At 63.1% G+C, this 17,660-nt stretch carries 14 protein-coding genes; 8 read left to right on the plus strand and 6 right to left on the minus strand.

Going from position 1 to position 17,660, the window contains the following annotated elements; translation table 11 throughout:
* The first annotated feature begins 3 nt into the window (after nucleotides 1–3).
* Complete coding sequence (locus O7619_RS12725) at nucleotides 4–858, plus strand: GntR family transcriptional regulator (RefSeq protein WP_282287853.1); 855 nt, start codon at nucleotides 4–6, stop codon at nucleotides 856–858.
* Nucleotides 858–1,433 carry a kinase gene (locus O7619_RS12730; protein WP_282287854.1) on the plus strand — a complete coding sequence of 192 codons (576 nt, stop codon included), beginning with the start codon at nucleotides 858–860 and terminating at the stop codon, nucleotides 1,431–1,433. The genes O7619_RS12725 and O7619_RS12730 overlap by 1 nt, the downstream gene beginning before the upstream one ends.
* Here O7619_RS12730 and O7619_RS12735 read toward each other — a convergent pair.
* On the minus strand, nucleotides 1,367–2,149 hold the full coding sequence (locus O7619_RS12735; RefSeq protein ID WP_282288808.1) for an HAD family hydrolase: 783 nt from the start codon (nucleotides 2,147–2,149) through the stop codon (nucleotides 1,367–1,369). The genes O7619_RS12730 and O7619_RS12735 overlap by 67 nt on opposite strands.
* A gap of 973 nt (nucleotides 2,150–3,122) precedes the next feature.
* Between O7619_RS12735 and O7619_RS12740 the strand changes: the two genes are divergently transcribed.
* Nucleotides 3,123–4,277, plus strand: coding sequence for a hypothetical protein (locus tag O7619_RS12740; RefSeq protein ID WP_282287855.1), 1,155 nt, complete (start codon nucleotides 3,123–3,125; stop codon nucleotides 4,275–4,277).
* Nucleotides 4,278–4,772: 495 nt separating this feature from the next.
* On the opposite strand, the gene O7619_RS12745 is transcribed toward O7619_RS12740, so the two are convergent.
* From O7619_RS12745 to amcA, 4 genes are all read right to left on the minus strand, one after another.
* Nucleotides 4,773–5,564 carry a phosphotransferase gene (locus tag O7619_RS12745; RefSeq protein WP_282287856.1) on the minus strand — a complete coding sequence of 264 codons (792 nt, stop codon included), beginning with the start codon at nucleotides 5,562–5,564 and terminating at the stop codon, nucleotides 4,773–4,775.
* Between the two features lie 15 nt (nucleotides 5,565–5,579).
* Nucleotides 5,580–6,068: a hypothetical protein gene (locus tag O7619_RS12750; RefSeq protein WP_282287857.1), complete on the minus strand. Its 489-nt coding sequence runs from the start codon at nucleotides 6,066–6,068 to the stop codon at nucleotides 5,580–5,582.
* A 168-nt stretch (nucleotides 6,069–6,236) separates the two neighbouring features.
* Nucleotides 6,237–6,569 (minus strand): hypothetical protein, encoded by a 333-nt coding sequence (locus O7619_RS12755; protein WP_282287860.1) that lies wholly within the window; start codon nucleotides 6,567–6,569, stop codon nucleotides 6,237–6,239.
* A 277-nt stretch (nucleotides 6,570–6,846) separates the two neighbouring features.
* On the minus strand, nucleotides 6,847–7,029 hold the full coding sequence (amcA, locus tag O7619_RS30160) for a multiple cyclophane-containing RiPP AmcA (protein WP_348774363.1): 183 nt from the start codon (nucleotides 7,027–7,029) through the stop codon (nucleotides 6,847–6,849).
* Between the two features lie 597 nt (nucleotides 7,030–7,626).
* Here amcA and O7619_RS12760 point away from each other — a divergent pair.
* Nucleotides 7,627–8,808, plus strand: coding sequence for an XRE family transcriptional regulator (locus O7619_RS12760; RefSeq protein WP_282287862.1), 1,182 nt, complete (start codon nucleotides 7,627–7,629; stop codon nucleotides 8,806–8,808).
* On the opposite strand, the gene O7619_RS12765 is transcribed toward O7619_RS12760, so the two are convergent.
* Nucleotides 8,805–9,461: an HAD family hydrolase gene (locus O7619_RS12765; protein ID WP_282287863.1), complete on the minus strand. Its 657-nt coding sequence runs from the start codon at nucleotides 9,459–9,461 to the stop codon at nucleotides 8,805–8,807. The two genes, O7619_RS12760 and O7619_RS12765, sit on opposite strands and share 4 nt — an antisense overlap.
* A gap of 1,088 nt (nucleotides 9,462–10,549) precedes the next feature.
* Between O7619_RS12765 and O7619_RS12770 the strand changes: the two genes are divergently transcribed.
* Genes O7619_RS12770 through O7619_RS12785 form a run of 4 tightly spaced genes read left to right on the plus strand, consistent with a single transcriptional unit; the run spans nucleotide 10,550 to nucleotide 17,653 of the window.
* Nucleotides 10,550–12,091 carry a class I SAM-dependent DNA methyltransferase gene (locus tag O7619_RS12770; protein ID WP_282287864.1) on the plus strand — a complete coding sequence of 514 codons (1,542 nt, stop codon included), beginning with the start codon at nucleotides 10,550–10,552 and terminating at the stop codon, nucleotides 12,089–12,091.
* Nucleotides 12,088–13,584, plus strand: coding sequence for a class I SAM-dependent DNA methyltransferase (locus O7619_RS12775; RefSeq protein ID WP_282287865.1), 1,497 nt, complete (start codon nucleotides 12,088–12,090; stop codon nucleotides 13,582–13,584). The genes O7619_RS12770 and O7619_RS12775 overlap by 4 nt, the downstream gene beginning before the upstream one ends.
* Nucleotides 13,581–14,741: a hypothetical protein gene (locus tag O7619_RS12780; RefSeq protein WP_282287866.1), complete on the plus strand. Its 1,161-nt coding sequence runs from the start codon at nucleotides 13,581–13,583 to the stop codon at nucleotides 14,739–14,741. Before O7619_RS12775 ends, O7619_RS12780 begins: the two co-directional genes overlap by 4 nt.
* Nucleotides 14,741–17,653, plus strand: a complete 2,913-nt coding sequence (locus O7619_RS12785; RefSeq protein ID WP_282287868.1) for an HsdR family type I site-specific deoxyribonuclease — start codon at nucleotides 14,741–14,743, stop codon at nucleotides 17,651–17,653. Before O7619_RS12780 ends, O7619_RS12785 begins: the two co-directional genes overlap by 1 nt.
* Nucleotides 17,654–17,660: the final 7 nt, after the last annotated feature.

Consider the following 17,660-nt stretch of genomic DNA (forward strand, 5'->3'; position numbering starts at 1 on the left):
AGCATGACCCCTCCCCGGGGCGGTACCGAGCGGCCGGAGGCCCGGCATCAGCAGGTGGCGCGCAACATCCGCAATGACATTGAGGCGGGTCGGTTGGCGCATGGCACGCCGCTGCCTTCGACCAGGAAGCTGGCGGAGGAGTGGGACGTCAGCGTCTTCACCATCACCGAGGCAATGAAGGTGCTGGCTGAGGAAGGCTTGGTGATCAACGAATCCCGCTCCAAGCGAGTCGTGAACGCCCCTGAACAACTCCGGCGGAGCGAGGTCCGACCTCAGCGGCCCCGGGTAATCCTGGTGGGCGGGTACGCAGGCAGCGGCAAGACCGAGCTGGGGCGCATCCTCGCGCGCGAGACCGGGTGGCCGATGCTCGACAAGGACACACTGACCCGTCCTGTGGTCGAGGCTGCGTTGGAGACGCTGGGCCTATCGCCGCACGATCGCGAGTCGCAGACCTACCTGAGCAAAGTCCGTCCGCGCGAGTACGAGGCGCTTCAGGACGCAGCCAGCGAGAACGTTCAGTGCGGGAACAGCGTGATCGTCACCGCCCCTTTCATCCGGGAGTTCAGCGACCCAGCTTGGCTAGCCCGAACCCGGGCGTTCTACGAGGCGGCGAAGGCGGTGGTGACCGTGGTCTGGGTCTACTGCGATGCCGACACGATGTTGACTTACGTACGTCGGCGAGGTGCTGCGCGGGATGCGTACAAGCTCGCTGACTGGGACGGCTATCTCGGCGTCATCAACCTCGACTTCCGTCCAGTGGACGCACACCTCGTAGTCGACAACTGCGCGTCGAGTTCGCCGTTGCAGGAGCAGGCCAAGGAACTGGTGAAGGGAATCCTTACGGACGAGGGCCAGTGATGCGGGGCGTGATCCTCTACGGTCCGCCAGCGGCGGGCAAGGACACGATCACTGCCGCTCTGCGCGACCTCGACGAGCGGTATCAGCTCTACTCGCGGTTGAAGGTCGGACCGGGACGGACGAGCGGCTACCGGATGTCCGACGAGTCGACCCTTGAAGGGCTGCGCCGCAGTGGCAATGTGGTGTGGGAAAACGAGCGGTACGGCGCCCGGTACGTTGTCGATCACCCGTCGCTGGTGACGAGTCTGTCGGCCGGGGTGCCCGTTGTGCACCTGGGCCAGCGGCCAGCCGTTGCCGCTGTCACCGCGGCTGTCTGCGGTGCTCGATGGTTTGTGGTCTACCTCTGGTGTCCGCGAGAGGTGGGGGAGCAGCGGATCATTGCCCGACGGACCGGAGACGCCGAGGCGCGTCTACAGGCATGGGATGCGACCGAGCCGCTACCCGAGGCCAACCTGAGTCTGAACACGGCCGAGGTGTCTCCCCACGAGGCCGCCGAGCGGATACACCGTCACGTCCTGACCGACGATGCTGCGGAAGCTCCCCAGGCCCGGCGCAGCAGTGCGAGCAGCTCGTAGCCGTCTTCAACCCTTGCGTCCGGTCGCAGGTCGTCGCGCGGCGATTCTCGGTCCGTGCGGGGTGAGCGCATGAGGATCGCGGCCTGGGCGCCGGCACGCCGAGCGCAGGCAACGTCGCGGCCGAGAGTGTCACCGATGAACCAGCAGGCGCCGATCGGTACGCCGATAGCGTCGGCCGCGAGGAGCGCGAGGTGCGGGTTCGGCTTCCGAGGGCCGGCTTCATCGCTGTAGAACTCGGCGGCGAAGAGAGCCGACAATCCGACGCTGGCGAGGAATTCACGGTGTGCCGCGCCGCAGAGAGTGTTGCTGACGACGGCGAGAGGCAGGCCAGCGTCGAAGGCTTCCTGTAGCGCTTCCGGAATTCCGGGTCTTACTTCCCATTCGGCGCGCCAGGTCCAGGCGTATGCCAGAGCGGTTGCTTCCCGCTCGACGGCGTCACGGGCCGGCTGAGGCCAGGTGCGGGTGACAAAGTCGGCCCACACCCGAGCGTGCGGCAGCTCGACCGGATGGCCGGTTCTGCCGACGTCGTCACGCCACCGCGCGTACGCCCGAGCGCCTTCGCGGAGATCGGTGGCGATCTGCTGGACGGACACCGTACCCGCGACGAGGTAGGAGAGCCGGTCGACCAGGTCCGTCGGCGCCGGAGGTTGCGGAGACGGGGCGTCGACCAGGACGCCACCGAAGTCCAGAAGGAGCGCGCTCGGGGACCGAAGCATGTTGGCCATCCTCCATGACTGGGAGGTGGCGTGGGTGAAGGAGACCGGGGGTGAGCCCAGGCAGGGGGCCGAGAGGGAACCGCGGAGCCGATGAGCAGAAGGACGAAAGGCGAGCACGAGCGGAGCCGATCGAGGAAGCCTGCGTCACGCGAGGATGAGCCCCACGCTTCCAGAGGCTGCACAGGATGGCGGCGGACGGGTGGCGTTGTGTTCGTGCCAGCTCGGTCGACTCGGCGCGCTGTCCGTGATCTGTTGCCGAATTAGCCTGTACTAGATCAAGCGCTCCGCGCGGCGCGGGCCGGGGCGCGGCAAACGGCTCCTGCGGAGCCGCCGCCCCGGCCGCCTACGGCGCCGGGGCGGAAAATCAACCGGCCCGAACCCCACGCCCCGCCCCCCGCGTCACACCTGGGTCAGTGAAGTGACCCGGTGACGAGTCCCGAAGGACGACTAGGGCCAGGCGGACACCTGCCACCCGGTTCCGACGATCCCGAATTAGCACGAGATCCGGCATGCCAACCGCGGCGGGCGAAGTTGCCGAACGGTTCCGCCCGGTCGCTCAGGCCCAGGGTGGGGGAGGGGTTGAGGTGGTGTAGGGGTGGTGGGTGAGGGTGGGGCAGGGGTTAGAGCTGTGCCTCCGGCGGGGGCCAGACGACTCCAGGATGGAGTTGCCGAACGGTTCCGGTGGTGGGTGGTTGAGGTGGGATGCCATCCCGCCAGCCACCGACCCAGGCAAGCCGAGCAGACCAGGGCCAGGGTGACAAGGTCGTACGTCCGGTAGGGCGCTCCACCTTGTCACCCTGGCCCTGGCCCGCTCCACGGTGTGTGGGTCGGCGGCAGACGGGATGGCAGGCAGGGGCGGTCCGTCTTGGTCTGGCGGTGGCGACTGGTCATGCCATAAGTTGATGAACGCCTCTTGTTGGTTCGGTCGGGCGAGAATCATGCAAATGGTTTTTGATAGCAATCTGGAGGGCGAGTGAAGTACCCGCTCATAAGCGACGAGCAGCGAAGCAGGGAGTACCTTCTGGAATTTGTGCTGCTTGCAGTTGGGCTTTCGCTCGCGGTCAACCTTATTAGCGGATTGATCGCAGAGTGGGCAGGAAGCACTATCCCTGGAATTGCTGGTATGGTCATTTGTGTTTTCGGCGTTGGTGTGATTGGGTACCTTCGGCTGAGGCGTCGTTCAGCAAACCTTGTTCCCAGAGTTGTGTTCCTGCTTGATCGTAAGGGTGAATCCGTCTCGATTCCTGGCTATAACTTCGGAAACGAATTCAGTCATCTGTCGAAAGCGGTGTTCGCGGAGAATGATGCCTTTCGGCGGCAGTGGGATGATGTAGACCGCAAAGACGACACCTGGAGGGATGGGCTGGAGCGGGGGCGCTACCGCTTGGTTCGCGAGCTGTCCGAGTACCTAATTCTGGAGCAGATTGTCGTCCACGTCCGTAGCTACTTCGAACGGGGAAAATTCTCGGACGATAGGCTTCAGCATTTCACGCGAGATTCCATCCCTGAAGTTCTGCTACGCAATCGGGTGCTAGATCTAGTGTCGCGAGATATTCGGGATCGGCCCGCCTTTTCCCCCGTTGATTTCGTTGAAGAGCCTGGCCGTACGTTGATCTCTCAATCGGGGCCTAATGGCTATTATTATCGATTTGAACTAACTTTACCAAAGGGTAGCAAGGTTAGTCGAAAGGCGGATGGTGGAATCGTATTCGAAAACCGTGCCGTCAAGCTGGAATTAGATGTTGCATTCGAGGGATTTGCGACGCACTTGGATTCAGAGTTCTATCAGTTTGTCGTCCGAAAGCCAGCGAACACGGTAAGTGCCTATAAAGTTAAGGTGCGCATAAGTGCGAGGCTGAAGTGGCCTTTCGTGCTTACTCGACGTAACCGCACCTACCATGGCTGGCTCGAATCCTTGCTTGCGGAACTTCAGAGCTCTAACGATGTAGACGAATTTATGGCAAGTATTGGTTGGAAGCAGAGCGGCGTGCTTTTGTCTGCCTTGACGCAGTATATGGACGATCCGGTGCCAACCTGGGAGCGTATCGAGCTAGTTGGCGAGGACGAGATGCAGGGCAATGGTGCGGGAGAGCGGTCGGGTGGCCCTTCTGCTGCTCCTGCTCTGTGATTCGTAGGCAGCATCTGCGTCGTTGACGCCAGCGAGCAGGCGTCCCGTTGCGGGCCAAGAGGGTCTGCGGTGCCTACGGGAGCGGGGGAGTTCGGTCAGCAAGAAGTCAGCAAGACAGTGCTGGTCGCCCGAGGTTGGTCGGTGTCAATCGGCGTCCATTCGGAACCTAGCGGCATCAGATGGTATCGGTTGAGGCACGCCGGCGAACGAGGTCAACGTTCACACCGAAGAGGTCACTGGTTCGATCCCAGTATCGCCCACCATGAATATTCGCAGGTAGGAGGCCCGTTGCCGGAATCGCCGGTAACGGGCTCCTTCGCTGTTGCCCCTTAAATTGGGAGCAGATTGGGAGCAGGCGGTCCGGCTTAGGTTCCCACCGCCGTCGGCCGGCCAGCGGCGGTACTGGTTACCGTTCCCGACCGCGCCGCCGGCTGATCGTGAAGCCGGAGGTACCGCGACCGGTACCCGCCTGAGGAAAGGGCGGCCCGCTCTGGCTCAGCGGCGTGACTGATGGCCGTCGGTCCGGTGGGCCGCCCAGTCGCCGGTCCACATCGCGAGGTCGTGTACCCAGCTCTCGGTGCTCTGCCGGGACTTCGCCGACCACTTCGATGCGTTCCTTGACGCGAAGTCGTCCAGGATGTCGCGGTCGGTCGCCGTCCATGCGGGAAACTGCGCTAGCCATTCTTCTGCTTGTTCGGCGCTGTGGCCGCTGCCGATCAGCCACTGGACGAGCAACGCGAGTTCGACCCATGGTGCGGCCTTGGTTGCCCACGCCCAGTCGACGATCCGTAGGCCGTGTGTGGTCACGATCAGGTTGGCCGGGTTGAGGTCGGAGTGGATGAGTGTCTTGCCGTCCATCGCCGGGTGCGCGAACCCGAGCCGGGCTGTCGGGGTGAACCACGGCTCGCCCGGCGCGGGAGTCTCCTGAAGTGCCTTCAGTGTGACTGCGAGCAGATCGAGATCCGCGTTGCCGGGTGACAGGTCGGGGTGGGGACCGGCAAGATGCTCGGTCCCCACCACCAGCCAGCCATCGGACTCGAAGTGCCACAGAACTGCGGGTGGGTGCCGGTCGATGGCCCGGGTTGCCGCCAGCTCGTAGCGCAGTGACCGAACGTTCAGCTCTCCCAGGGCCGCCTTGACGAAGACCGGTCCGGCGGGCCCGGTGACCGTCGAGGCGATCTCCGCGTGGTTGCCACTGGGAGCCGGGGTTACGTCGAAGGCTCCGCCGATCCGTTCGGCGATGCCTGTCGTGACACTGTCAGGCAGAGCGGTCCAGTCGCTACGCATCGGTTCTCTTCTCTGCTACTTGCCGGGCTGAGGAGGGTTCGGCGGGCAGCAGGACTCGGCCTCACCACCCCAGAATTCCATGTCGACCCGGTAGCCGGTGTCGTGCAGCGCCGCGAGTGTGTAGGTGATGGCGGTGCCGTCCTGCATGGCCTCAGTCAGGATCGGCCGGTGGTGTACGTAGTGGCCGGCGATCTCCTTGCAGGCGGTGGTGTATGGCTCGCTGATCTGGAGGGCGGCGTGCCATACGGCGTCGACCGGCCGGGTCGGCACGACCCGGTAGGACTCGCCGGTCGGCAGGAGCATCCCGAAGTCGGGCTGGTCCACACGGTCGGCGTACGCCTTCAGGAAGACGAGGAACTGCCCGACAGCGCGTTCGGCGTAGGTCTGGGTCACCTCCTGCCTGGCAGCGACGTAGCGGGCGATCTTGTCGAACACCTCGGCCGAGACGAGGGTGCGAGGGTCTGCGGCGGTCGTCGTGACCGGCCTGTCTGCGGTGATACTCAAGGCTCCTCCTTGGTTCTGTGCGGGTCAGCGAGGAAGGTGTGGCTTCGCGTCACCTTCGAAGTGGAGTTGCGTCCGTGCATGTCTTGCGTAGGCGATCATGGTGCGCGGGAGGCTCGCGGCAAGGTTGGTGTGGAGGCGCCCTCGCCCTCGGCAGGCGACAGCGCATGGTCACCGGCCCTCCAGGATTGACCTTCGGAACGGCACCCAGGCCACGAAGCGCTCGAACATCTCGCGCGGGCTCGGCCCGTCGTGCGGGTTTAGATGGAAGAGGTCGCGCATCGCTTCGTACATCAAGCCGCTGAGGTAGATCGAGAGGGCGGGGAGAGCGGACTCGTACTCAACTTTTAGTAGGAGACGCGCCTCGGCGCAGGGCCATGGCCGGCCACACGAGCGGCACGCCCAAATCGGCCGCAGCGGGGTATGCGGGGGTGCTGTCTCCGTCCTGTAGCTCGGCCGGCTCGGCTTAGGTCCGGCGCTGGGGATGGGCAGCTTGGACGTCATCACCAGCGGCCTCCATTCGCGCGCCACTTTTGCCCAGAACGAAGTTGCCCACCCGGCCCGGCTGCGCGATCGGAAGCAGGGCAGTGAGCCCCTTCCCCGAGGGAGCGGCGCTGACGGCCCGCACCTTCGGCGGTCTCACCAGCGGCCAATCGGGTGCGCGGGGTTGATTGGCATAGAGCGTCGAGGTCGACCACCTCAACACCACGGCCGCGGAGCGCGTCGACCAAATGTGAGCCGATGAATTTGGCAGCGCCGGTCACCACCAGCACCCGGGCCATCATCGCTGCCCGCCTATACCGGTCCGCTGCGCGAACACCCACTGCCATACGTACGTGAGTAAGGGCGGGTCCGCCAGCGAGACCGTCGCCCGGCCGGTAGCCGCCCGGACCGAGACGGGAATCGAGGGGTGTGGGGTGCCCGTGGTGCTGGCGAGGGCGTGCCGCGAGACGTAAACGGTCATTGCGCCACCGCCCGACGAACAAAGCTCCTCGGCTGCCAGTCCTGGCGGACCCGCCGGAATCCCGGCGGGTCCGCCAGCGCGAGGCGGCGGCTGGGAGCACCCCGCCGGTCACCCGCCCGCGCAGCCCTGATGGCGGTACGCGGACGAGGGGTCACCCTCACGAACGCGCATCCGGCCGCCGTTACAGTCGGACAGGTCAACTCACTGGCCGCCTTGCCTGACTCGATCAATCTGCCCACCATGAATCTCCTGGCGTCGATGACAATGGGTCGGTGAGCTGGCCCGCCGCTCGGCAGCGGTCTTCGACGCTCGTCAACAGCAAACCGTCCACAGGAGCCGGGCGGTACCGTCCACTACCCGTCCGCTCGCAACCGGGTAGTGACGGTCGGTAGCGAAGGTCGCTAGCGTCGACTGCGGTCGACAGGCAACGCGCGGAGGTGCTCAGATGACCGGGCGGCGCTATCCCCCCAACCGGCGGCTAGCGTGGGAGAGGCTCCAGCGGGGCTGGTCGTACGAGGAGGTCGCCGAGCGCATCCGCGCCGGAATGAGTCACACCGGAGAGACCGATACCGGTCTCAACGCGAACACGGTGCGGCGATGGAAACCGGCGAACGGTGGCCCGATCCCCGCTACCGCAAGCACCTGGTGGCCATCTTCGACAAGCCAGCCAGCCAGCTCGGCCTCCTCACCCCCGATGAGCTGGCCATGTGCCCGCAGGCGGAGACACTGCACGAGTTCAGGAGGTTGTGGGACATGCTCACCGGAGACGAGAACGAAGCCGGCTGGGACCGAGCAGCCGTCCTGCGAGCACTGTTCGGCGCCAGCATGCTGCCCCTCGTCGCGCCGCTGCTGTCACTGGACCCGCAGGCAGCGCATGCCGACACGAAGACCATCGACCCGGACGCGTACACCGACATCGTTCGCTGCCAGCGGGCCCTGTACTGGACCAGCCCGGCCCGGCCGCTCTACGAGGCCGCCTACGCCCACACCCAGCTCGGCACCGGACTCGTCCGAGCGGCGAGCGGCACCAGCCGCATCACCCTCGCCGCCGCCCTCGCCGAGTCCGCGCTCCTCACCGCCCGGCTGGCGTTCTTCGACCTCAACCAGCCCGCCATCGCCCAGCGCTGCTACGACGTCGCCCTCGCCGCCACCCGGGAAGCCGGAGACCACGCCCTGGCCGCCGCGGTCCTCGGCCACATGGCCTTCATCCCCGCCTTCAGCCACGACCCCTCCGCGGCCCGCCCGCTGGTCGACGCGGCGCTGCAGCACACCTGGCACGGCGTCAGCCCGGCCGTCCGGTCCTGGCTGCACTGCGTCGCCTCGGAGGTCGAAGCCCGCGCCGGCGCCGGAGCAGCCAGCCGCCACCAGATCGACCTCGCCGCAACCGCGATGGAGGCTAACCCGACCCCGCCGGAATGGCTCGACTTCTATGACGGCGGTCGGCTGCACTCCTTCGCCGGCTACGCGGCCCTCGCGGCCGACGACCACCCAGAGGCCGCCAGGCAGCTCACCCAGGCCCTCGCCGGCCTGACCCCCACCGCGGCCAAGCAGCGCAGCGTCATCCTCGCCGACCTCGCCTCCGCACACCGCAGCGACGGAGACCACGCCGCCAACTACCTCAACCAGGCAATGGATGCCCTACACAAGGACTGGTACGGCACCGGCCTGGACCGAGTCAGGGCCGTCCGGCCCTTACTCGGTGACAGCCGGCAGGGCAGGCAGCTCGACGAACGGATCGCCGCCCTCGCCGCCAGCCGAGCCGCCCTACCTGGGAGCTAGGCCGCCGACTCGTTGTGCTTGCGCACCAGTTCGGGCAGCTCAGCCAACGAGTCGAGCCGGAATACGCAGCGCTCGCTGACGGCCTGGTCGTCGAGGATGTATCCCCAGGGGCCGCGCCGAACCAGCGCGGTCGCGATCCCTGCTTCCTGCGCCGGCCGGATATCGTTGTCCAGCCGGTCCCCGACATACAGCACCTGGCCGGCCGGGCAACTCGCCTCCACCACAACACGGTCGAAGAACGCCCTCGACGGCTTCTCCACACCCCAGCCGTCCGACGTGCCAATCACGTCCACCGGCAGGTCCAAGGCGCGCAAAATCGTCTCGGCCCGTGCGGTCTGGTTACCAGCCAGCCCGACCTGCACGCCCAACTCGCGCAGCGCGGCCAGACACGGCCGAGCATCGGGGTACAGGTTCTCCTCGGAGAAGTGCTCCGGCTGACCAGCCGCTGCGCGGCGCTCCCGCTCCTCGGTCAGATCGAAGCCTGGCCGGAAAACCTGGAACGTCTCCCGGTAGTCCAAACCGCGCGCGATCACCGCGCCGAAGGCGGCCGAGAACGTGTGCCGGGGTACGCCGAGCCAGTCCGCCCAGGTCCCATACTCCCGAGACTCGTCGACGATCGTCTCGCCCACGTCGAAGAACACGCTCGCGATCACGGTCTGATTGTGCCCTGTCCGCTCCCGACAGGATCGTTGCCCCCTACGGTCGCCCATCGCCTACGAAGACGGTGGCGACAGAACTGATGGGCCGACCCAACGGGGGTGCTCCCGCGGTACGTCAAATCCGCGAAGTCCGCTTCGCTCGCTGCAATGGCCACCACCACCGCGGCCTGAAGGTCCTTGGCCCTGCCAACTCCTGACCGTAGCTCAGGCGAGCGGATTGCATTACACGGATCTCTGTCGGTGACGACCATGCGCTGAGTGCTGTCCCCGCAACCCACGGCGGCGGATCGAGGGTCACTCCGGGCCGCTCGCTTGTCGGTGCAAGCTTGTCTGCCACTTTCCGCCAGGCCCGGGCGGCGGCGTGAGCAGGTTCGGACGTGACCGGACGCGCGGCCGTTCTGTGTCTGTCCCCCGTCGGCCGACGGGGGACGCCGCCCGCTTGATTGACCCCGTCCGGTCACGGTCGCACGCCACCATGCCCCCGAACCCACAGGGCGAATGGATGACCGGCAGCCGAACCCGGCCTGCCCCTCCGACAGCAATCGGAACCTGGCGACGCGACCACCACCCACAACACCGTCTTCCGGCATCATCACGATGGCGTCCACGGCGCCGGCGCCAAGGCCAAGCCCCTACCGGAGTGGGCCTGCGGCCCACCCTTGGCCCCGACGCCGCACACATGCCTGCCCACCACCATGCCGGAATAAGGACGAAACAACCTCAACCGTTCAAACCCTCACCCTTGACCGGCCCCGCTCCTTCGTTGATGACGTGGCGGGCCGGGCGGCGGCCCGCTCCACAGAGGGCGGGTCGACGGCATCGGGATGGCACCGCAGTCGAAGGCACCCCTACCCCGGCGGCCCCAGTTGGTCCCAGAGGCCGCGCCCATGTTGACCAGCTCACACCGACCTAACACCATGTAGCGCCGGGAACCTGCCCCCTAGTCCTGGTTGCCGGCCACCGAATAAGGTATCAACACGGGCTGGTCTGACCCGGGCGACAGCTCCGACGCAGCCTGTCACACCATGCCGCTACCGTGGACCAACCATCCACAGCGCTGGAAAATGAACGGAGCGGCCCGCGTGACCGAGGACGACGTGCTCGAACAGGTGGAAGCACTGGCGAGGGCGAGCCGACCGATCTCTCTCGCCGACCTGGAATCCCACTTGTGGCAGGCCGCCAATATTCTGCGCGGGCCGATCGATCAAGCGGACTTTAAGAGCTACATTTTTCCGCTCCTCTTCTTCAAACGAATCTGCGATGTTTATATTGAGGAGTTCGGCCAGGCCCTTGAAGAGTCCGACGGCGACATAGAATACGCCCGCTTTTCCGAGAATCACCGGTTCCAGATTCCAGAGGGCTGCCATTGGGAAGATGTCCGTCGTGCACAACAGAACGTCGGAGCGAAGCTTCTCGCCGCCCTACACGGAATCGAGCAAGCAAACCAAGGCACCCTCTACGGGATCTTCGGCGATGCGCCTTGGGCAAACAAGGATCGCATCTCTGACCACGTATTGCGCACCCTGATCGAGCACTTCTCATCAAAACCACTGACCAATGCCGCGGTCGAGCCGGACATGCTCGGGCAGGCCTACGAATACCTGATCAAGAAGTTTGCTGACCTGTCGAACAAGAAGGCCGGCGAGTTCTACACGCCCCGGGCTGTAGTCAGGCTGCTTGTAGAAATACTCGACCCGCAGCCGGGTGAAACAATCTACGACCCGGCGTGCGGCACCGGCGGGATGCTAATTGAGGTCGTGCAGCACGTAGTTGACCGGGGACGCCGGCCGCAATTGCTTTACGGAAAACTCTTTGGGCAAGAGAAGAATCTGACCACTGCGGGCATAGCGCGGATGAATCTCTACCTGCATGGAGCGGACGACTTTGTCATCGCCCGAGGAGACACGTTGCGCAGCCCCGCCTTCTATGAAAGTGACAGGCTCTCCAGATTCGACTGTGTTATTGCCAACCCGCCATTCTCGCTATCCGCTTGGGGTGAGGAGGTCTGGTCGAAGGACCCCTTCCAGCGGAACTTCGCCGGCGTCCCCCCGCGGGGGTCGGCCGACTACGCCTGGGTGCAGCACATGATGAGCTCCATGTGCCCGGAGTCGGGGCGAGCAGCCGTGGTTTTGCCACAGGGCGCCCTGTTCCGTAGCAAGGGCGAAGCCAAGATTCGTCGTCGCGTGCTGGAGTCGGGGAAGGTCGAGGCAGTAATCGGGCTGGCGCCAAACATTTTCTATGGCACTGGTCTTGCCGCATGTATCCTGATCATTCGAGACCGCAAGCCGGCAGACCGCCACGACCAAGTGCTCTTCATCGATGCCGCAGATCAATTCCGGAAAACTCGTTCGCAGAACATCTTGGAAGTCGAGCACGTTAACCGCATCCTCGCTTGGTACCGATCCTTCGCCGAGGTTCCTCGTCGATCGCACGTAGCAGACATGGACGAGATCGCACGCAACGGCTACAACCTAAACATCTCACTTTATGTAGCCCCGCGAAATGCAAGGCAGCCGGCCAGCATGGACGAAGCGACCGCACGGCTGGAGGCCGCACTCGTCGAAGCGCGACACGCCGAGGAGCGACTTCGCGACCACCTTAAAGAGTGGGGACTGTTGCCATGACGAAGGCTGAAGGTCGCCTGACGCAAGCGGTGCTAGAGGCGTACCTCTGGGGCGCCGCGAAATTGCTGCGAGGGCTGATTGACGCAGGGGACTACAAGCAATACATCTTCCCGCTGCTATTCTTCAAGCGCATCAGTGACGTCTACGACGAGGAGCGGGCCGAAGCGCTTGCCGTGTACGAAGACGAAGCCCTAGCTGACAAGCCTGAAAACCACCGGTTTCAAATCCCGGATGGCGCCCATTGGGAGGATGTGCGCCAGGTACCGGAGAATCTCGGCGCGGCCCTAGCCAAGGCTATGTACGACATCCAGGCCGTAAACCCAGAGCGACTCGCCGGCATCTTCGGCGACGCGCAATGGACAAACAAAGAGCGGCTGTCGGACGAGACGTTGCGGAACCTGATAGAGCACTTTTCTACAAAGTCTCTCTCCTTGGCCAACGTTCCTGAAGACGAGCTCGGCCAGGCATACGAGTACCTTGTGAAGAAGTTTGCAGACGACTCTGGTCACACTGCCCAGGAATTCTATACCAACCGGACGCTGGTTCACCTAATGGTGAAGATGCTCGAACCTCAACCCGGGGAGAGCATCTATGACCCCACCTGCGGCACCGGCGGGATGCTGGTCTCTGCTGTTGCCGAGGTGCGAAGGCAGGGTAAGGAGCACCGTACTCTCCGCCTGTTCGGCCAAGAACGCAATGTAATGACCTCGTCGATTGCAAGCATGAACCTATTCCTGCATGGCATCGAGGAATTCCGTATCGAGAGAGGGGATACCCTCTCAGACCCAAGATTCTTGGTTGACGACCGACTCCGCACGTTCGATGTTGTCCTCGCGAATCCACCCTACTCAATTAAGCAATGGGATCGCAAGGCGTTCAGCGAAGACAAATGGGGCCGCAACCGCTGGGGAACTCCGCCCCAAGGGCGGGCAGATTATGCATTTTTCCAGCACATTATCTCGTCTCTGACACCCAGCAGTGGTCGTTGTGCCATTCTCTTCCCTCACGGGGTCCTCTTTCGCCAAGAGGAGCGGGCTTTGCGAGAACAACTTATTCGCTCGGACGTCCTCGAGTGCGTGCTGGGCCTTGGGCCTGGACTGTTTTACAACTCTCCGATGGAAGCATGCGTGGTCATCTGTCGCGCATCGAAGGCGCCGGAGCGGCGGGGGCGTGTCTTATTCATCAACGCCGTAGACCAGATCTCAAGACAGAGATCGCAATCCTTTTTGGGTCAACACCATATTGAGCGGATTCTGGGCGCCTACCAAGGCTTCGCAGATGTTGAGGGTTTCGCTGGCATTGCGACAACAGAGGAGATTTTCGCCAATGAGTCGTCGCTGTCCATCCCACTGTACGTCGCAGCAGCACAAACGGCTGAGGTAATCGATCGAGCCGGCCTTGAGGAAGCTATCGCTGCATGGGACATCCGAGGCCGGAGGACGCATAACGAAGTAGAGGTGCTTATGGCGACTATGCGGGGAGCCGCCAAGTGAACCTCGATCATTCTAAGTGGATCCGTGTTGCATTTGGCGACGTAGTTCGAAACATGACGGGAAGCGGGTTTGATCCGGCCGAGCGCGGCCTGGAGAGAGCCGTGGGTCTTGAGCATCTCGATTCGGGCGTACTCAACGTCCGGCGATGGGGAGTCCTAGGCGACGATACGACGTTTACTCGTCAGTTCCGAGCGGGCCAGCTCTTGTTTGGAAAGCGCCGCGTGTATCAACGTAAGGCGGCGGTACCGGACTTCGATGGCGTTTGTTCCGGTGACATCCTCGTCCTCGAGGCGGTAGCTGAACATCTCTTGCCTGAACTGCTGCCTTTTATCGTGCACGCCGACGTGTTCCTCCAGCATGCACTTAGGACGTCTGCCGGGTCACTCTCGCCAAGGACGAAGTGGAGTGACCTTGCGCGGTTCAACTTCCGCCTCCCTCCTATGGCCGAGCAGCGCCGCATCGCCGACCTGCTGTGGGCAGCGGAGGAATCCGCAGCAAGAAACGCAGATGCCTACGAGCAGGCACGGGAAGCGGAGATCTCGGTCCTTGCACGGGCCTATCACGATCCATCATGGCCCGTCCGCAAAGTGTCTGAGGCGGGTGAAGTGCAATTGGGTCTCAAACGAGAGCCCAAGGTGCACATGGGGACGAACCTGCGGCCGTACCTCAGAGTGGCCAACGTAGGCGACGACGAGTTCATGCTCGACGACGTGCTGAGCATGAACTTCAAAGAGAGTGACTTCGCCAAGTATCGCCTACTGCCCGGTGACATTCTCCTCAATGAGGGGCAGAGCCTAGATCTGGTTGGTAGGTCGGCGCTGTACCAAGGTGAAATTCCCGACTGCTGTTTTCAGATGACGCTGCTTCGGTTCAGGAGTGGCCCTGATGTAGTACCCGAGTTTGCCCATGGGTGGTTTCGACGCTGCTTCCATCTGGGGCAGTTCGCTAGGGTAGCAGCGAGGACGACATCGATGGCACATATGACCGCAAGCATTTTTTCCGCCTTGCCGATGCCTGTACCGACCCTAGACGTGCAGCGGGAGGTGGTGGCACGTGTGATGGCGGCTGGAGAGCTTCGCCGCCGACTCGCTGAGCATCTGGGAGCAACCCGACAACTCAGGCCACGGCTATTGAACTTCTTGCTTTCGGAGTTCTAATGAGCTTCAACGAGGCAAACAGTGTCCAAGCGCTAGCTCTTGATCTGCTGTCGTCGGCTGGTGGTGGGTGGCGCCTGGTCCGCGGCACAGAGTTGGACCGCTCTGAGCTCGACGTAGTGGTCGAAAGTGAGGTGCGCCAGGCGCTGGTGCGGCTCAACCCGGAGATCGCGGCAGACCCGGCCCGGGCCGACGAGGTAATGTACCAACTGCGGGGAATCATCTTATCGGCCCGGAGTGCCGGCTTGGTGCGAGCCAACGAAGAGTTTCGGCACTGGTTACTCGGCGAGAAGTCGATGCCCTTCGGGCGAGATCATCAGCATGTGCCCGTCAAGCTGATTGAATTTGACGACCCGTCTCGCAATTCGTACACAATTTCTAGTGAGGTAACTCTCCGCCACGGCAGAACTGAACGGCGCTTCGACGTGGTGCTTTGGATCAACGGCATACCGTTGGTCGTGGGTGAAACGAAGACCCCCTTTCGCCCCGCCGTGACTTGGGCAGACGGCGTGCTGGATATCCATGGCTACGAGGAGGATGTTCCTGCCTTCTTCGTTCCCAATGCTTTTTCGTTCGCCACCGAGGGTAAAGATCTGTACTTCGGCTCCGTTCGTTCTGAGTTGACGCAATGGGCGCCATGGCGGGGAGGGAACGAAGTTAGTTCAGACGGCCTGAGAGGCGTCGGTGCCGCATTTCTTAGCCTGCTGGCTCCGACAGTCGTCCTTGATATACTACGCAATTTTACGGTCTACGCGACGAACCGGAGTCACCGAAAGACCAAGGTGATCTGCCGATACCAGCAGTATGAGGCGACTAACCTCATTGTGGACCGAGTGGTAGCCGGGCGTGTTCGCAAGGGCCTAATCTGGCACTTCCAGGGCTCGGGCAAGTCACTTCTCATGGTATTCGCTGCGCAAAAGTTGCGGACTCATCCGAAGCTCGGCTCACCGACGGTTCTCATCGTTGTCGACCGTGTAGATCTGGACACCCAGATTACCGCGACGTTTAGCGCGGCGGATGTCCAAAATCTGGTTTCCACTGAGTCTGGCGAACATCTGGCCGAGTTGATACGCACCGAACAGAGAAAGATCATTATCACGACGATCCACAAGTTCCGCGACACAAGCGGCGTTCTGTCGAAACGTCAGAACATCGTGTGCTTGGTTGATGAGGCGCACCGGACGCAGGAGGGCGACTTTGGCCAGCGGATGCGGTCGGCCTTGCCTCGTGCGTTTCTGTTCGGGCTGACGGGGACGCCCATAAATGAGCGTGAACGAAACACCTTCCGCACATTCGGCGCGGATGCTGACCCTGGTCGTTACCTTTCCCGCTACACCCAGGCCGACTCGATTCGGGATCGGGCCACTCTTCCGCTGCACTTTGAGCCACGGCCTACCGAGTTTCATATTGATCACGTTGCGATTGAGGCCGAGTTCGATCGGCTGACAGATGGCCTGTCCGAGGAAGATCGAGAGAGCCTGTCCCGGCGGGCTGGCCGGATGGGGCGGCTCGTCAAGGCCTCGGACCGCGTCGCTAAGGTCTGCGGCGACATCGCAGAGCATTTCCGGGCCAAGGTTGAGCCGAACGGCTTTAAGGCCCAAGTGGTTGCTTTCGATAAGGAGAGTTGCGCACTCTACAAGGAGGAGCTTGACAAGCTTCTGGGGCCCGAAAGCTCTGCAGTCGTTATCTCCACCGGTTCGGGCACGCCTGCCTGGCTCAACAAGCGCTTCGCCCGGACGCCCGACGAGGAAAAGCAGTTGCTGGAGCGCTTCAGGGACCCGTCGGATCCTCTGAAGCTTCTTATCGTCACAGCGAAGCTACTCACTGGATTTGACGCGCCGATTCTTCAGGCGATGTACTTAGACCGGGTTATTAAGGACCACAATCTGCTGCAGGCGATTTGTCGTACAAACCGACCGTATGAGTACGGTGGTGAACGCAAGACGCATGGGCTGGTGGTCGATTACCTGGGCGTCTTCGATCATCTTGCCAAAGCACTTGAATTCGACGAGGCCGCGATGCAACAGGTCGTGACCGACATCGGGCTCCTGTCAGAGGAGCTGCCCGATGCGTTGGCTGCATGTTTGAGGTTCTTCCCGGACGTCGATCGAAGGGTCGAGGGCTACGAGGGGCTATTTGCCGCGCAAGAGCGGCTCCCTAACGATGCGATCCGGGACCATTTCGCCGCCGCCTACAACCGCCTAACTCGATTGTGGGAGGCGCTTTCCCCGGACCCTATTCTCGAGAGGTACCGCGGCGACTACGTCTGGCTCACCCAGGTCTACCGTTCCGTACAACCAGGGGGAAGGACGGGGAGACTGCTTTGGCACATGCTCGGGGCCAAGACGGTAGAGATCATTAACGCCCATGTTCGGGTCGACGTGCTGCGCGACGACTTGGAAACTCTGGTGATGGATGCGGAGATGGTCGAGGCGCTGGAACGTACGCCGGAGCGTAGTTTGCGACGGGTTGAATTCCAGCTGAGCCAACGGCTACGGCGGCATCAGGACAACCCCGGCTTCGTGGCCTTATCAGAACGGCTCGAACGGCTGCGTCAACATCACACCCTGGGGCAACTCACGAGCCTTGCTTTCCTCAAGCGGCTCCTCGAGTTGGCGAGGGAGGCAGTCGCGTTGGAACACGCCGTCTACGCTCCCGGCGAGAACCAAGCACGGAGCGCCCTCACGCGCCTTTTTCACGACGTTCGGAACGGTTCAACCCCGGTTGCCGTCGAGCGGATTGTTTCGGACATTGAGGACATTGTGCAGAAGGTTCGTTTTCCGGGATGGCAGCACACCATCAGTGGCGAGCGCGACGTCAAGCAGGCTCTGCGAAGGACGTTGCTCAAGTACAAGCTCCATCGTGATGAGGAACTCTTCACCAAGGCGTACGACTACATCCGTCAGTACTACTGAACGGAAC

This window comes from Micromonospora sp. WMMD998 (assembly GCF_029581235.1).
In the GTDB taxonomy this organism is placed as follows: Bacteria; Actinomycetota; Actinomycetes; order Mycobacteriales; family Micromonosporaceae; genus Micromonospora.

What these genes read in the sequence shown, in the direction of transcription:
- O7619_RS12725 (WP_282287853.1), top strand. Translation starts at nt 4, where the DNA reads ATGACCCCTCCCCGGGGCGGTACCGAGCGGCCGGAGGCCCGGCATCAG.
- O7619_RS12730 (WP_282287854.1), top strand. Translation starts at nt 858, where the DNA reads ATGCGGGGCGTGATCCTCTACGGTCCGCCAGCGGCGGGCAAGGACACG.
- O7619_RS12735 (WP_282288808.1), bottom strand. Translation starts at nt 2,149, where the DNA reads ATGCTTCGGTCCCCGAGCGCGCTCCTTCTGGACTTCGGTGGCGTCCTG.
- O7619_RS12745 (WP_282287856.1), bottom strand. Translation starts at nt 5,564, where the DNA reads ATGCGTAGCGACTGGACCGCTCTGCCTGACAGTGTCACGACAGGCATC.
- O7619_RS12755 (WP_282287860.1), bottom strand. Translation starts at nt 6,569, where the DNA reads ATGACGTCCAAGCTGCCCATCCCCAGCGCCGGACCTAAGCCGAGCCGG.
- amcA (WP_348774363.1), bottom strand. Translation starts at nt 7,029, where the DNA reads ATGACCGTTTACGTCTCGCGGCACGCCCTCGCCAGCACCACGGGCACC.
- O7619_RS12760 (WP_282287862.1), top strand. Translation starts at nt 7,627, where the DNA reads ATGGAAACCGGCGAACGGTGGCCCGATCCCCGCTACCGCAAGCACCTG.
- O7619_RS12775 (WP_282287865.1), top strand. Translation starts at nt 12,088, where the DNA reads ATGACGAAGGCTGAAGGTCGCCTGACGCAAGCGGTGCTAGAGGCGTAC.
- O7619_RS12785 (WP_282287868.1), top strand. Translation starts at nt 14,741, where the DNA reads ATGAGCTTCAACGAGGCAAACAGTGTCCAAGCGCTAGCTCTTGATCTG.